The 13,729-nt window shown below is 62.5% G+C and carries 14 protein-coding genes; 8 read left to right on the plus strand and 6 right to left on the minus strand.

Annotation, left to right across the window (positions count from 1 at the left end):
• The first annotated feature begins 34 nt into the window (after positions 1 to 34).
• Genes DBR18_RS16250 through DBR18_RS16265 form a run of 4 tightly spaced genes read left to right on the plus strand, consistent with a single transcriptional unit; the run spans position 35 to position 3,623 of the window.
• Positions 35 to 964, plus strand: a complete 930-nt coding sequence (locus tag DBR18_RS16250; protein WP_108591084.1) for a metal ABC transporter substrate-binding protein — start codon at positions 35 to 37, stop codon at positions 962 to 964.
• Positions 961 to 1,809: a metal ABC transporter ATP-binding protein gene (locus DBR18_RS16255; RefSeq protein WP_108591085.1), complete on the plus strand. Its 849-nt coding sequence runs from the start codon at positions 961 to 963 to the stop codon at positions 1,807 to 1,809. Before DBR18_RS16250 ends, DBR18_RS16255 begins: the two co-directional genes overlap by 4 nt.
• Positions 1,809 to 2,708 carry a metal ABC transporter permease gene (locus DBR18_RS16260; RefSeq protein WP_003226663.1) on the plus strand — a complete coding sequence of 300 codons (900 nt, stop codon included), beginning with the start codon at positions 1,809 to 1,811 and terminating at the stop codon, positions 2,706 to 2,708. Before DBR18_RS16255 ends, DBR18_RS16260 begins: the two co-directional genes overlap by 1 nt.
• Positions 2,709 to 3,623, plus strand: a complete 915-nt coding sequence (locus DBR18_RS16265; protein WP_108591086.1) for a metal ABC transporter solute-binding protein, Zn/Mn family — start codon at positions 2,709 to 2,711, stop codon at positions 3,621 to 3,623.
• Positions 3,624 to 3,766: 143 nt separating this feature from the next.
• Here DBR18_RS16265 and DBR18_RS16270 read toward each other — a convergent pair whose 3' ends face one another.
• From DBR18_RS16270 to DBR18_RS16295, 5 genes are all read right to left on the minus strand, one after another.
• Positions 3,767 to 3,991, minus strand: coding sequence for an MbtH family protein (locus tag DBR18_RS16270; RefSeq protein ID WP_003226665.1), 225 nt, complete (start codon positions 3,989 to 3,991; stop codon positions 3,767 to 3,769).
• Positions 3,992 to 4,074: 83 nt separating this feature from the next.
• Entirely contained in the window at positions 4,075 to 5,487 is a 1,413-nt protein-coding gene (locus DBR18_RS16275) for an aspartate aminotransferase family protein (protein ID WP_108591087.1), read from the minus strand.
• Positions 5,488 to 5,630: 143 nt separating this feature from the next.
• Complete coding sequence (locus DBR18_RS16280) at positions 5,631 to 6,116, minus strand: GNAT family N-acetyltransferase (RefSeq protein WP_108591088.1); 486 nt, start codon at positions 6,114 to 6,116, stop codon at positions 5,631 to 5,633.
• 200 nt (positions 6,117 to 6,316) lie between these two features.
• Positions 6,317 to 7,639 (minus strand): ATP-binding protein, encoded by a 1,323-nt coding sequence (locus DBR18_RS16290; RefSeq protein ID WP_108591089.1) that lies wholly within the window; start codon positions 7,637 to 7,639, stop codon positions 6,317 to 6,319.
• A complete protein-coding gene (locus DBR18_RS16295; protein ID WP_007969056.1) occupies positions 7,639 to 8,319 on the minus strand; it encodes a response regulator in 681 nt (226 codons plus the stop codon). Before DBR18_RS16295 ends, DBR18_RS16290 begins: the two co-directional genes overlap by 1 nt.
• A 259-nt stretch (positions 8,320 to 8,578) precedes the next feature.
• On the opposite strand from DBR18_RS16295, the gene DBR18_RS16300 reads away from it, so the two are divergent.
• From DBR18_RS16300 to dsbG, 4 genes are all read left to right on the plus strand, one after another.
• Positions 8,579 to 9,289 (plus strand): hypothetical protein, encoded by a 711-nt coding sequence (locus DBR18_RS16300; RefSeq protein ID WP_108591090.1) that lies wholly within the window; start codon positions 8,579 to 8,581, stop codon positions 9,287 to 9,289.
• Positions 9,290 to 9,428: 139 nt separating this feature from the next.
• Positions 9,429 to 11,162, plus strand: a complete 1,734-nt coding sequence (gene dsbD / locus DBR18_RS16305; protein ID WP_108591091.1) for a protein-disulfide reductase DsbD — start codon at positions 9,429 to 9,431, stop codon at positions 11,160 to 11,162.
• Entirely contained in the window at positions 11,162 to 12,031 is an 870-nt protein-coding gene (locus DBR18_RS16310) for a TlpA disulfide reductase family protein (protein WP_108591092.1), read from the plus strand. The genes dsbD and DBR18_RS16310 overlap by 1 nt, the downstream gene beginning before the upstream one ends.
• Positions 12,007 to 12,777, plus strand: coding sequence for a thiol:disulfide interchange protein DsbG (gene dsbG, locus DBR18_RS16315; RefSeq protein ID WP_108591093.1), 771 nt, complete (start codon positions 12,007 to 12,009; stop codon positions 12,775 to 12,777). The genes DBR18_RS16310 and dsbG overlap by 25 nt, the downstream gene beginning before the upstream one ends.
• A gap of 63 nt (positions 12,778 to 12,840) precedes the next feature.
• Here dsbG and DBR18_RS16320 read toward each other — a convergent pair whose 3' ends face one another.
• Positions 12,841 to 13,653 (minus strand): alpha/beta fold hydrolase, encoded by an 813-nt coding sequence (locus tag DBR18_RS16320; protein ID WP_108591094.1) that lies wholly within the window; start codon positions 13,651 to 13,653, stop codon positions 12,841 to 12,843.
• Positions 13,654 to 13,729: the final 76 nt, after the last annotated feature.

The raw sequence follows: 13,729 nt of genomic DNA on the forward strand, positions 1-13,729 counted from the left end.
CCTTCGCCTTCACCCGAGAGAAGACCGCTAGCCCATGCTTATTTCCCTGACTCGCCGTCCTTTCCTGCGCACCCTGCTGTTAGGCCTGTGCGCATGCCTGCTGAGCCCACTGGCCGGCGCCGATCCAGCCAAACGCCTGCGCATCGGCATCACCCTGCACCCGTATTACAGCTATGTGGCCAACATCGTCGGCGACAAGGCCGACGTGGTGCCGCTGATTCCCGCCGGTTTCAACCCGCACGCCTATGAGCCACGGGCCGAGGACATCAAGCGCATCAGCGGGCTGGACGTGATCGTGCTCAACGGCGTCGGCCATGACGACTTCGCCGACCGCATGATCGCCGCCAGCGAAACGCCGAACATCAAGACCATCGAAGCCAACGAGAACGTGCCGCTGCTGGCCGCCACCGGCACCGCTGCACGCGGTGCCGGCAAAGTGGTCAACCCGCACACCTTCCTGTCGATCAGTGCCTCGATTGCCCAGGTCAACAACATTGCCCGCGAGCTGGGCAAACTCGATCCGGACAACGCCAAAACCTACACGCAGAACGCCCGCGCCTACGGCAAACGCCTGCGGCAGATGCGCGCCGATGCGCTGGCGAAACTGACCCAGGCACCCAATGCCGAACTGCGCGTCGCCACGGTGCATGCGGCCTACGACTACCTGCTGCGCGAATTCGGCCTGGAAGTGACGGCCGTGGTCGAACCGGCCCACGGCATCGAACCGAGCCCGAGCCAGCTGAAAAAGACCATCGACCAACTGCGCGAACTCGACGTGAAGGTGATCTTCTCCGAGATGGATTTCCCGTCCACTTACGTCGAAACCATCCAGCGTGAGTCCGGCGTGAAGCTGTACCCGCTGTCACACATTTCCTATGGCGAATACACCGCCGACAAGTACGAAAAGGAAATGACCGGCAACCTCGACACCGTGGTGCGGGCGATTCAGGAGTCCGGGGCATGACAGCAAAAGAAACCCTCTCTGACACCCCGCCATCCCCTGTGGGAGCGAGCTTGCTCGCGAAGGCGTCCGGTCAGTCAGCATCATTATTGAATGAACCACCGCATTCGCGAGCAAGCCCGCTCCCACAAGGGGTAAGTGGGCCGACGCTGGATTTTGCGCAAGTCTCTCTGACCCTCGGGCGCACCACGATCCTCGACAACGTCACCTTCCAGGTGCAACCCGGCCACGTGCACGCACTGGTCGGCCCCAACGGTGGCGGCAAGAGCTCGCTGATCAAGACCCTGCTCGGGCAGATGCCCCATCAGGGCCGACTGAGCCTGCACTGGCCCGGCGCGCCCGGCACCATCGGTTATGTGCCGCAGGCACTGGAATTCGATCGCGGCCTGCCAATGACCGTCGACGATTTCATGGCCGCCATGTGCCAGCGTCGCCCGGCGTTTCTCGGCTTGAGCAGACACTACGCCAAGGCCATCGGCGAGGCACTGGAGCGGGTCGGTATGCAGGACAAACGCAAGCGGCGCATGGGCGCGTTGTCCGGCGGCGAACGTCAGCGCGTGTTGCTCGCTCAAGGCTTGATCCCGGCCCCGCAATTGCTGGTGCTGGATGAGCCGATGTCAGCCCTCGACGAAGCCGGCATCCAGGTGTTCGAACGCCTGCTCGGCGACTGGCGCGCGGCCGGCATCACCGTGCTGTGGATCGAGCACGATCTGGAAGCGGTCAAGCGTCTGGCCGACCGGGTTACCGGTCTCAATCGTCGCGTACTGTTCGACGCCACCCCGCAACAGGCGCTGACCCCGGAACGCCTGCTGAGCCTGTTTTCGACCCATCCACGGAGCGCTGTCTGATGAGTTACGAAGCCTTTCGATTGATGGTCCAGGGCTGGGCGTCGTCCGGTTACCTGCCGGAAGCGCTGGCCTACGGATTTGTGGTCAATGCGCTGCTCGCCGGGCTGTTGATCGGCCCGGTGCTCGGTGGCCTCGGCACACTGGTGGTGGTCAAGCGCTTCGCATTCTTCTCCGAAGCGGTCGGCCATGCGGCGCTGACCGGCGTGGCCATCGGCATTCTGCTCGGCGAACCCTACACCGGGCCGTACGGCAGCCTGTTCGGTTACTGCCTGCTGTTCGGCATCCTGCTCAACTACCTGCGCAACCGCACCGGCCTGGCGCCGGACACTCTGATCGGTGTGTTTCTCTCGGTGTCGCTGGCCCTCGGCGCGAGCCTGCTGCTGATTCTCGCCGGCAAGATCAACGTGCATATTCTGGAGAACGTGCTGTTCGGTTCGGTGCTCACCGTCAATGGCAACGACCTGCTGGTGCTGGCCATCGTCGGCTCGCTGGTCATGGCTTTGGCGCTGCCGCTGTACAACCGAATCATGCTCGCCAGTTTCAACCCGCAACTGGCGGCGGTGCGCGGCGTGGCGGTGAAGACTCTGGATTACCTGTTCGTGATTCTGGTGACGCTGATCACCGTCGCGGCGGTGAAGGTCATCGGCGCGATTCTGGTCGGCGCGTTGCTGGTGATTCCGGCGGCCGCCGCGCGGTTGCTCAGCCAGTCGCTCAAGGGCTTCTTCTGGTGTTCGGTGCTGATTGCCACCGTCAGCACGCTGTGCGGGATTCTCGCGCCGATCGTGTTCGATCTGCCGATCCCGTCTGGCGCCGCGATCATTCTGGTCGCCGGCATCGCCTTCGCCCTCGCCGCCATTGCGCGCGGGGTTGTCCCGAGTCTGAAAGGGAACCTTGGATAAATGACTTTTTCACTGCGAAAACTGACCCTGGCCATGGCTCTGTGCGGCGTGGTCGGCAGCCCGTTGCTGGCGGCTGAAAACACCAGACCATTGCGCGTACTGGCCTCGCTGCCCATCACCTACGGCCTGGGCGAGGTGTTGCTCAAAGGCACTGATGTGAGCCTTGAGCGTGCGGCCCCGGCGAATCTGCCAGGCAGCCGTCAGACCGCGTACTTCACCGGCCGCGGCGCTCCGGCGCTGGGCAAGCTGGCAACCGATGCCGACGCGGTAATCGGCGTGCGCTCGCTGTGGACCGATGATCCGCTGTACCCGATTGCGCGGCGCAGCAACATTCGCATTGTCGAGGTCGACGCGGCGCGGCCGGTGGACGGCGCCCTGCCGGGGATTGCCGTGCAACCGGGCTTGAAGGTCGATGGGCTGAACAGTCAGCCGTGGCTGGCGGGCAACAACATGGGGCGCATGGCCGACGTGATCGCGGCGGATCTGGTGCGTCTGGCGCCTTCGGCCAAACCGAAAATCGAAGCCAATCTGGCAACGCTGAAACAGCGCCTGCTCAAACTCAGCGCCGACAGCGAAGCGCGCCTGGCCGAGGCCGACAACCTGAGCGTGATGAGCCTCAGTGATCACTTCGGTTACCTGATCGGCAGTCTGAACCTGGAGCTGATCGGTCAGGATCCACGGCCGGATGCCGAGTGGACAACCGAGGACTTGAAGAAACTCACGGCGACGCTCAAGGACAATGACGTGGCGCTGGTGTTGCATCATCGCCAGCCGTCGGAAGCGGTGAAAGCGGCGATTGCCGAGTCGGGCAGTCATTTGCTGGTGTTGAGTACCGATGCCGAGGATCCGGTGGCGGAGCTGGAGGGGAATGTGGATGTGTTGCTCAAGGGGTTGAGCGGCGGGCCTTCGGCCTAAGGTCAAAAGATCGCAGCCTTCGGCAGCTCCTACACGGGAATATTTACACCCTGTAGGAGCTGCCGTAGGCTGCGATCTTTTGCAGGCCATGAAAAAACCCGCTGCCTGTCACCAGTGCAGCGGGTTTGTTTTTGGCCGACGAATTACTGAGCAGCCGCCTGCCCTTCCATCTTCTGGCGCAGGCTCAGCGGACGCATGTCGGTCCAGACTTCTTCGATGTAGGCCAGGCATTCCTTTTTCAGGCCGCTCTTGCCCACGGTGCGCCAGCCCTCCGGCACGGCTTTGTAATCCGGCCAGATCGAGTATTGCTCTTCGTGGTTGACCACGACCTGAAAGAGGATGTCCTCGCGGTCGAATACTGACGTCATGCTGGTTCTCCATCGTTGTAAGGGTGGGCTGCACTCGGGGTGCAGCCGGGTATGTAGATAGAACGTTCGGCGCTGCGAAAAATTTACACAGCGGCGGTGGCGGCAGCCAGGGCGCGGCCAAAGATTTCGGCGACGCGGTCGATTTCGGCGGCGGTGATGACCAGCGGCGGCAGGAAACGCACCACCGCACCATGGCGGCCGCCCAACTCGAGAATCAGTCCGCGCTTGAGGCATTCGCGCTGCACCAGCGGTGCCAGACGGGCGAACGCGGGTGGGTGACCAAGAGCGTCCAGCGCGCCGTTCGGGTCAACCAGTTCGACGCCGAGCATCAGGCCGCGACCACGAATGTCGCCCAGTTGCGGGAAGTCACGTTGCAGGATGCGCAAGTGTTCGCTCAGGCGCTCGCCCATCGCCGCGGCGTGCTCGCAGACCTTGTGCTCAAGCAGATAACGCATCACCGCGGAACCGGCGGCCATCGCCATCTGATTGCCACGGAAGGTGCCGGCGTGGGCACCCGGTTGCCAGGTGTCGAGCCAGTCGCGGTAGACCACCACTGCCAGTGGCAGGCTGCCGCCGATGGCTTTGGACAGCACCACCACATCCGGGACGATATCGGCGTGTTCGAAAGCAAACATCTTGCCGGTACGGGCGAAACCGCTCTGGATCTCGTCGACGATCAGCGCCACGCCAGCCTTCTCGGTGATCCGACGCAAGCCGCGCAGCCACTCGATGTCGGCCGGAATCACCCCGCCCTCGCCCTGCACCGCTTCAACGATCACCGCCGCCGGCAACTGCACCCCGGCCTCGGGGTCGTTGAGCAGGTTTTCCAGATAACTCAAGTTGGCTTTCACCCCGGCTGCGCCGCCGAGGCCGAACGGGCAACGGTAGTCGTACGGGAACGGCATGAATTGCACGCCGTTGCTGAGCAACGCGCCCAGCGGCTTTTTCGGCCCCAGGCTACCCATCAGGCTCAACGCCCCCTGGCTCATGCCGTGATAACCGCCGGAGAACGACAACACGGTGCTGCGCCCGGTGGCGGTGCGCACCAGTTTCAACGCGGCTTCCACCGCATCGGTGCCGGACGGGCCGCAGAACTGGATTTTTGCCTCGGCCGCCAGCGCCGGCGGCAGCAATCCGAACAGGTCCTGAACGAATTGATCCTTCACTGGCGTGGTCAGGTCGAGCGTGTGCAGCGGCAGTTCATCGGCGAGCACTTGCTGGATCGCCTCGATCACCACCGGATGGTTGTGCCCCAGGGCCAGGGTGCCGGCACCGGCCAGGCAATCGATGAAGGTACGGCCTTCAACGTCTTCGACATACAGACCCTTGGCGCGCTTGAGTGCCAGCGGAATGCGTCGCGGGTAGCTGCGGGCATTGGATTCCTGCTGACTCTGGCGGGCCAGCAGCGGCGACTCGTTGAACTGATACAGGTTTTCGGCCGGCGCGGAGGCGATCCGGGCCGACGACTCTTCGATAAGGCTGGTGGCGACTGACATCTCTCGACCCCTCAATACGCTATGGATAGTGACCAAAACAGCACACCGCACAGGTGCGCGTTCCGATCGCGGGGCGCACATGCAGGTTTTCCTGTTCTGGAAACGCTTAAGCAGGGTGAGGATTTAGACCCTTGATCGAGTTGTCATTCCGGCGGCGACAAACGCTTGTGCAGCGCGACGTGGGCAAAGCCCTGACCGGTGAGGGCCGGGGATGCTTCGCGGTAACCCAGATGCCGATAAAAAGCCGCGCCGAAACCTGCGCTGGCAACGCTCACCCGTGGCACACCGCGGATCCGCAGCCAGCCTTCCAGGTCGGTCATCAGTGCGCGTCCCGCGCCACGGCGAAACCATTCCGGTTGCACGTGGCAAAACCTGATTTCACCGTTGCCCGCTGCCATGCCGACGCCCACGGGTTTGTCCTGTAGCAGCGCGATGTTCAGATAACAATGCGGGTCAGCAAGATGACCGCTGATGACGTCGGCCGATTGCCGGTCGATCCAGCGGCTGACCCGTTGCGGGTCGTTGCGGTGGTCGAGCGTACAACCGATGCGAATCGAACGCTCGATGATGCGGCTGATAATACCGGCGTCGGCCGGTGTGGCCGGGCAGATGCAGATCGAAGCTTGCATGTCTTGTTCCCTCAATCCATTGAGTCAGAGCAGCCCCGACCTTAACGCCGCGATGGCCGAATCACCAATGCCGAGAAGTTACATTTGATGTGTCACACCACCAATCCCCTGCAGGAGCTGCCGCAGGCTGCGATCTTTTGATTTTGTTTTTCAAGATCAAGATCAAAAGATCGCAGCCTTCGGCAGCTCCTACAGGGGGGTCAGAGGGACTGCAGCGGCATCGTCAACTCGACCCGCAAGCCATCCGGGCGACTGTCGAAATGCAGGGTGCAGGCGCAGCGCTGGACGATGGCTTGCACAATCGCCAGGCCGAGGCCGCAGCCGGTGCTTTGGCCATTGCGCCAGAAGCGTTGAGTCAAATGTTGCAAATCATCAGCCGCAATCCCCGGGCCGTGGTCGCGCACCACAAAGCGTGCGCGCTGGCCGGCGGTTTCCAGACTCAGCTCCACCTCAGCGTCCGCCGGGGTATGGCGCAGGGCGTTGTCAAGCAGGTTGCGCAGCGCGGCAATCGACAGCACCGCCGGCATTTGCACCGGCGCAGCGGACAACGGCGTCGGCAATTGCAGTCTGATGCGCTGGCGCTCGCCGCCCGCCGCATCCTGCATCGCCAGTTTCGCCACCTGTTCGGCGCTGCACTGCACGCCGTCATCGAAGGACAAACTGCCCTCGACCCGGGCCAGCAACAGCAATTGCTCCAGCGTGCGGTGCATGCGGTCGGCGCCTTCCTCGGCGCGGGCCAGCGACTGATCGCGGGCACTGCCTTCGGTCATCCGCGCCACTTGCAGGTGGGTCTTGATCGCGGTCAGCGGGCTGCGCAGTTCATGGGCGGCGTCCCCGGTCAGGCGACGTTCGCGCTCGATGGTCTTGCCGATGCGCTGGAACAGCTGATTCTGCGTATCGAGCAGCGGTTTCAATTCACTGGGAAACGCTTGCAGCTGCAAGGGTTCCAGCGAGTCGGCGTTGCGGCGCATCAGCGCTTCGCGCAGGCGATTGAGTGGCGCCAACCCCTGGCCGATGCCCAGCCACAACAGGCACAGACAACCGAGTAACGCCACGCCGACCGGCACCGAAGCCGCCAGCAGGATCGACATGTTCAGGGCTTCGCGCTCGATCTGCCGGTCGGCGGTGGTGATACGCACATCACCACGGGCCAGGGTGAAGCTGCGCCACGGCGCGCCGTCGATCATCTGGTCGTGGAAGCCCATTTTCTCGGCCTCCAGAGTTTGCTCGGGGCTGCTGTGACTGCGGGCCAGAATTTCCCCGCGCAACGAACTGACCTGACAGGCCATGCCGCCAGGAATATTCAACTGTTCGGCACTGAAATGAGTGCCCTCGCCTTTGCTCGGCAACGCCGGCAATTGCTCCAGCAGCCCGGCGACCATGCGCGCCGAAGCCACCAGCCGCTGGTCGAGGGAAAACATCATCTGATTGCGCAAGTCACTGAGCATCCAGGCCGCGGCCAGCGCCCAGATCAGGGCAAACGCGGCGCCGAGGGTCAGACTCAGGCGCAGACGCAGACTCATCACTTCTGTTGCTCTCCACCATCGGCCGGCCCGAGGCGATAACCCAGGCCGCGCACGGTTTCAACGATGCCCTTGCCAAGCTTGCTGCGCAGGTGATGGATATGCACGTTGAGGGCGTTGCTCTCCAGCTCGTCGTTGAAGCCGTAGACGCTGTCCTTCAGTTGCTCGGTGGACAATACCCGGCCACGGTTATGCAACAACGCCTGCAACAGTGATTGCTCGCGCCGCGACAGGTCCACCGGTTGCCCGGCCAGAGTCGTTTCACGGCTGCTCGGGTCGTAGGTCAGCGCGCCGTGTTCGATCAGGTTGACGCTGCGTCCGGCGACCCGGCGCAACAGAGTTTGCAGACGGGCGAACAGCTCCCGCAGATCGAAGGGTTTCAGCAGATAGTCATCGGCCCCGGCCTGCAGGCCGTCGACCCGGTCGGTCACCGAGTCGCGTGCGGTAAGGATCAGCACCGGAATTTCCAGGCCCTGCTGACGCAGTTGTTGCAGCAATTTGAGGCCATCTTCGTCAGGCAGGCCAAGATCGAGCACCATCACGTCGAATTCGGCAACCTTGAGCATCGCCCGCGCCTTGGAGGCGGTGTTGACGTGCTCGACCGTCAGCCCCTGGGCAGTGAGACCGGCAACGATACCGCTGGCGATCAGTTCATCGTCTTCGCAAACCAGTACGTGCATGGACATTTCCTGAGGAAAAAAGCGAGTCAAACAGCAAAGGATTAAGTCGCAATTATGGCGATCGTACTAAAACACACACAGCACTCCGATCACCGGCCTGCCGGCCCCGGCCTTGATCCTGAAACAGCTGGCCACGAATGTTCGCTGCAACCGGTCCTGCCGGGGCGCTAGTCTGCGAACCGTACACGTGCCAGCCAGCCATTGCAGCATGAAAAAAGCCCGGCTCAGCACCACTTACCTGTCTGAAAGGAATCAGCACATGTCTGAACTGAAAAACTTTGTCGCCGTCGACTGGCGATCCGGCAAGGACCGCATTTATTTTTTCTTCAAGGATTCGAACAAATACACGCGCTTCAACATCAATGACAACAAGGTGCCCGCCGGCTACCCCAGAGCCGTGATGCCGGACAACTGGGACAGTTTCCATTGCCACGTGAAAAACCTGCGCTTCGGGTTTACCACGACCGGCGTTGCCCCCGATGCACAGAGTGGGGCCGATGACGACATTCTGTGGCTCTTCTACAGCGACGAAAGCGGACCGATGGTCTGCAAGTATGATCAGGATCTGGACAAGGTCAGAAGCACCTGCCCCATCGAACAGACCCTCTGGGCACCTCTGACGCCATATTTCAATCAGATTGTCGCCGGCACCTGGTGGGAAATGCCCGGTTTCAAGAGTCAGATCTTTCGTTTCCTTCTGAATGACGGGAACACTCTGGCGCTCAACATCGCGAAAAATCGCTTCATGCGGGAAAAGATCGACGAGAAGTCGTGGCCCGGACTGGCACCCTACAAGCACCGGATCATTACCGCCGCCCAGAATGACCGCACGCTTGCCGACAGTTACTACTACATTTTTCTCACCGGTAATCAGTACATCCGCTACAACATCCGGCTCAATCAGATCGATGGCGGGCCAATCGATGTGGATGAGAACTCCTGGCCCGGCTTGCTCAATGATGGTCTGTGAATAGAGAACACCCGGGCAAGACGATACGATAGGAGACCATTGGGCGAACCAGCACTCGCCCCTCTGCGGGCAGCGGTTAATCACCGGTTAATCGCCGCCCGCCACTGTGCATTCACTTTTCACAGGGACTGTCTCCTTAATGCGTCATTTCTTGCTGTTTTTTGCTTTCCTTGTCTCGGGCCTGGCCCAGGCAGGAAACAATCCATTCGAGAGCAAACCGGAATTCCTGCCGGTCGACAAAGCGTTCGTGCTCACCTCCGAACGCCTTGAGTCCGGGGAAACCCAGCTGTTCTGGCAAATCACCGACGGCTATTACCTGTACCAGAAACGCCTGAAATTCGACGGTCTGGCGCCAGACCAGCAGCCGACATTGCCCGAGGGCGAGTCGCACAGTGACGAATTCTTTGGTGAACAACCGGTGTACCGCCAGGGGCTGGAGGTAAAAATCCCGGCGGCGGCCAGCGGTCAGATCAAGGTCAGTTACCAGGGCTGCGCCGATGCGGGCCTGTGTTATCCGCCACAAACCCGGGTCATCGATCTGGGTGGCAAAGCAACCCCGACAGCCAGTGCTGAAGCGCCGGACCAGGCTCTGGCCAGTGGCCTTGAGCAGCGGGCGCTGGGCTGGAGCCTGCTGGTGTTCTTCGGCCTTGGTCTGTTGCTGGCGTTTACCCCTTGCTCGTTGCCGATGCTGCCGATTCTGGCCGGCATGATCGTTGGAAGCGGCGCGACGCCCCGCCGTGGTTTCGCCCTGGCCAGCAGCTACGTGATCTGCATGGCGCTGGTGTACGCCGCCATGGGCGTGATCGCCTCTCTGCTCGGTGCCAACCTGCAGGCATGGCTGCAAAATCCATGGCTGCTCGGCGCGTTTGCGGCGGTGTTCGTGGTGCTGGCGCTGCCGATGTTCGGCTTCTTCGAATTGCAATTGCCGGTGGCCTTGCGCGATCGCCTGGAACACGCCTCGCGCAGCCGCAGTGGCGGCAGCCTGATCGGTGCCGGGGTGCTCGGTGCGTTATCCGGCCTGCTGGTCGGCCCGTGCATGACCGCGCCGCTGGCCGGCGCCCTGCTGTACATCGCGCAAAGCGGCAATGCCCTGCACGGTGGGCTGATTCTGTTCGCGCTGGGTATCGGCATCGGTGTGCCGCTGCTGTTGCTGGTCACCGTCGGCAATCGCTTCCTGCCCAAACCCGGAGCGTGGATGAACCTGCTCAAGGGCATCTTCGGATTCCTGTTCCTGGCGACCGCACTGCTGATGCTGCGCCCGGTGCTGGACGCCTCGTTGTGGCTGGGCCTGTGCGGCGCGCTGCTGCTGATCGCCGCATTCTGCGCCTGGAAGCAGTCCGAAGGTTTCGGCCGGGTCGCCCAGGTATTCGGCGCCAGTTCGTTGCTGCTCGGTGTGTGGGGCAGCCTGTTGATGATCGGCGCCGCCGGTGGCGGTGACGACCCGTATCAACCGCTGCTGGTATACAGTGCCGGCCGCGTCGCCAGCGCCACACCGAGCGGGCATGACGCGTTCACCACGATCAAGGAACCGGCAGCGCTGCAACGTGAACTGGATGCCGCCAAAGCCCAGGGCCAGTGGGTGCTGCTCGATTACTACGCCGACTGGTGCGTGTCGTGCAAAGTCATGGAAAAACAGGTGTTCGGCAAGGACAAGGTCATGCAGGCACTGAGCGATGTGCGTCTGCTGCGCCTCGACGTCACCGCCGACAATGCCGCCAGCCGCGAGCTGCTCGGCCGTTACAAAGTCCCGGGGCCACCGAGTTTTGTCTGGATCGGCACCGATGGCGAAGAACGGCGCAGCCAGCGCATCACCGGTGAAGTGGATGCCGATACGTTCCTGCAACGCTGGACCACCACTCGAGACGCCAACTGATGCTGACGTTCACCCTCGGCACCTTTGCCATTGCGCTTAACCACCTGCTGCTGATCAGCGCCCTGGCGCTGGCGACCTTTGTCGGCTGGCGGGTGGCCAAGCGTGGCGGCGATAACCCCGAGTCAGCGCTGTTCAGCCTGTTTCTGCTGGGCATGCTGGCGGCGCGCGTCGCGTTTGTCGCCTTGTACTGGGGCCACTATCGCAGCGATCCGTGGCAGATCATCGACTTGCGCGACGGCGGTTTCCTCGCCTGGCCGGGCGTGGTCGTGCTGCTGCTCGCAGCGCTGTATCGCGGCTGGCGTCGCCCGGGCCTGCGTCGGCCACTGGGTTTTGGCGTGGCCAGCGGCGTGTTGTTCTGGTTGCTGGCGACCCTGTCGCTGAACATTTACGAACAAGGCACGCGCCTGCCGGAGATCACCCTGCGCAACGCAGCCGGGGAAACCATCCAGCTCAGCGACTATCAGGGCGGGCCACTGGTGATCAACCTGTGGGCAACCTGGTGCCCGCCGTGCCGGCGCGAGATGCCGGTGCTGGAAAATGCCCAACAACAGCGCCCGGACCTGACCTTTCTGTTCGTCAATCAGGCCGAAAGCATGCAAAGCGTTGCAACGTTTCTCGAAACCCAGGGCCTGAGCCTGAACAACGTGCTGTTCGACCGCAGCGGCCGACTCGGTCAGGCCGTGGGTTCCATGGCGCTGCCGACTACGCTGTTCTACAGTCCTGACGGTCGTTTGCTGACCAGCCACCTGGGCGAACTGTCGAACGCCAGTCTGGCCCGGGCGCTGGAAAACTTCGACATCCCGAATCCAACCGCCGCACCGGCCACCTCTGCAAGGAAACTGCCATGCCCCGCCTCCGCCACCTGCTGACGCTGACTCTGGGCACTGCCCTGCTGCACCTGCCGTCGGTGCAGGCCGCCGAAGAACTGCCCGCCGCGATCAAGCAGATCGAAGCCAAAGGCGCGAAAATCGTCGGCCAGTTCGACGCGCCAGACGGCTTGCGCGGTTACGCGGCGCAGTATCAGAACCGTGGCATGGCGCTGTACCTGACGCCCGATGGCCAGCATGTTCTGCTGGGCAATCTGTACGACGCCGATGGCAAGGACCTGAGCAGCGAGCCGTTGCAGAAAATGGTCTACGCGCCGATGGCCAAGGAAATCTGGGGCAAGTTCGAAGCCAGCAACTGGATTCAGGACGGCAACAAGGATGCCCCGCGCACCGTGTACCTGTTCAGCGATCCGAACTGCCCGTACTGCAACATGTTCTGGGAACAGGCCCGGCCATGGGTCAAGGCCGGCAAGGTGCAACTGCGGCACATCATGGTCGGGATCATCCGCGAAGACAGCCCGGCGAAATCCGCTGCGTTGATGGCGGCGAAAGATCCCGCCAAAGCGCTGGAAGATCACGAGAAGGCCGGCAAGGCCAGCACCCTCAAGCCCTTGAAAGACATTCCAAAAGCAGTGCAGACCAAACTGGCCGCCAACATGCAGTTGATGGAAGACCTGGAACTGCAGGCGACACCGGCGATTTTCTACATGGATGACAAGGGTGAGCTGCAACAGCAGCAAGGGGCCCCTTCGCCGGAGAAACTGACGAAGATTCTCGGGCCTAAATAGGCAAGATCAAAAGATCGCAGCCTGCGGCAGCTCCTACAGGGGAACCGCAGGCTGCGATCTTTTTCAATGGCGCTCAGCCAGGAAGGCGAACAGCACCTCAGTGACAAACTGCGGGTTCTCCAGACTGGAGATATGCCCCGCCTCCGGCACCAGCACCCACGGGCAGCCGATCAGCTCGGCCATTTCCTGCGCTTCGGACGGAGGTCGCGGTTTGTCCTGATCGCCGCACAGCACCAGGGTGGTCGCAGCATTCAACTCGCGCAGACGCGGTAACAGATCATCACGGCTGAACGTGATACGTCCCATCGGCACGATGCTTTCGCGCAGACGATCCGCGGTGTACGCCGCCAGTTTGGCGCGGAAGTCCTGATACAGCGCCGACTGCGGATCGATGCCCGGGCGGAAGAAGATCGGCACCACGATGTCGAGCAACTGTGGCGTAATCTCGCCGCTTTCCTCGATCTGCTTGAACAGCGAGAAGTAATACTGCCGAGTCGGCTCAGGCTCCACGCCGAGGTAGGTATCCATCAGCACCAGCCCGTTGATGCGCTGCGGGGACGACAACGCCAGACGCGCGCCCCACATGCCGCCGACCGACAGGCCCACCAGAGTGATTCGGTCGATCTGCAGGTGATCGAGCAAGGCCTCGACCTGTCGCGCGATGTCATCCAGCGACGTGGTGCCCTGCGGCAAGCGCCCGGATTCACCATGCCCCCACAGATCCAGGGCAATCACCCGATAGTGCGGCGACAGCGCGGCGATCTGCGGCGCCCACATGGCCGTGTCCCACAGGTAACTGCCGGCCAGCAGCACGGCCGGGCCGGTGCCTTGATCAGTGTAATGCAACGCTTGTCCGTCAACCGTGAAGAAAGGCATTCACCACCCCCGCGACAAAAAAGAGAACCGGCAGACTGAGCTGCCGGTTCATGATCGTCAACCCTGGATATGTACG

This window comes from Pseudomonas sp. HMWF021 (assembly GCF_003061005.1).
Taxonomy (GTDB): domain Bacteria; phylum Pseudomonadota; class Gammaproteobacteria; order Pseudomonadales; family Pseudomonadaceae; genus Aquipseudomonas.

Bases quoted from the DNA above. Each gene is read 5' to 3' on its own strand.
- dsbG (WP_108591093.1), top strand. From the start codon at position 12,007: ATGCCCCGCCTCCGCCACCTGCTGACGCTGACTCTGGGCACTGCCCTG.
- DBR18_RS16270 (WP_003226665.1), bottom strand. From the start codon at position 3,991: ATGACGTCAGTATTCGACCGCGAGGACATCCTCTTTCAGGTCGTGGTC.
- DBR18_RS16280 (WP_108591088.1), bottom strand. From the start codon at position 6,116: ATGCAAGCTTCGATCTGCATCTGCCCGGCCACACCGGCCGACGCCGGT.
- DBR18_RS16290 (WP_108591089.1), bottom strand. From the start codon at position 7,639: ATGAGTCTGCGTCTGCGCCTGAGTCTGACCCTCGGCGCCGCGTTTGCC.
- DBR18_RS16300 (WP_108591090.1), top strand. From the start codon at position 8,579: ATGTCTGAACTGAAAAACTTTGTCGCCGTCGACTGGCGATCCGGCAAG.
- DBR18_RS16265 (WP_108591086.1), top strand. From the start codon at position 2,709: ATGACTTTTTCACTGCGAAAACTGACCCTGGCCATGGCTCTGTGCGGC.
- DBR18_RS16295 (WP_007969056.1), bottom strand. From the start codon at position 8,319: ATGCACGTACTGGTTTGCGAAGACGATGAACTGATCGCCAGCGGTATC.
- DBR18_RS16320 (WP_108591094.1), bottom strand. From the start codon at position 13,653: ATGCCTTTCTTCACGGTTGACGGACAAGCGTTGCATTACACTGATCAA.
- dsbD (WP_108591091.1), top strand. From the start codon at position 9,429: ATGCGTCATTTCTTGCTGTTTTTTGCTTTCCTTGTCTCGGGCCTGGCC.
- DBR18_RS16260 (WP_003226663.1), top strand. From the start codon at position 1,809: ATGAGTTACGAAGCCTTTCGATTGATGGTCCAGGGCTGGGCGTCGTCC.
- DBR18_RS16310 (WP_108591092.1), top strand. From the start codon at position 11,162: ATGCTGACGTTCACCCTCGGCACCTTTGCCATTGCGCTTAACCACCTG.
- DBR18_RS16275 (WP_108591087.1), bottom strand. From the start codon at position 5,487: ATGTCAGTCGCCACCAGCCTTATCGAAGAGTCGTCGGCCCGGATCGCC.
- DBR18_RS16255 (WP_108591085.1), top strand. From the start codon at position 961: ATGACAGCAAAAGAAACCCTCTCTGACACCCCGCCATCCCCTGTGGGA.
- DBR18_RS16250 (WP_108591084.1), top strand. From the start codon at position 35: ATGCTTATTTCCCTGACTCGCCGTCCTTTCCTGCGCACCCTGCTGTTA.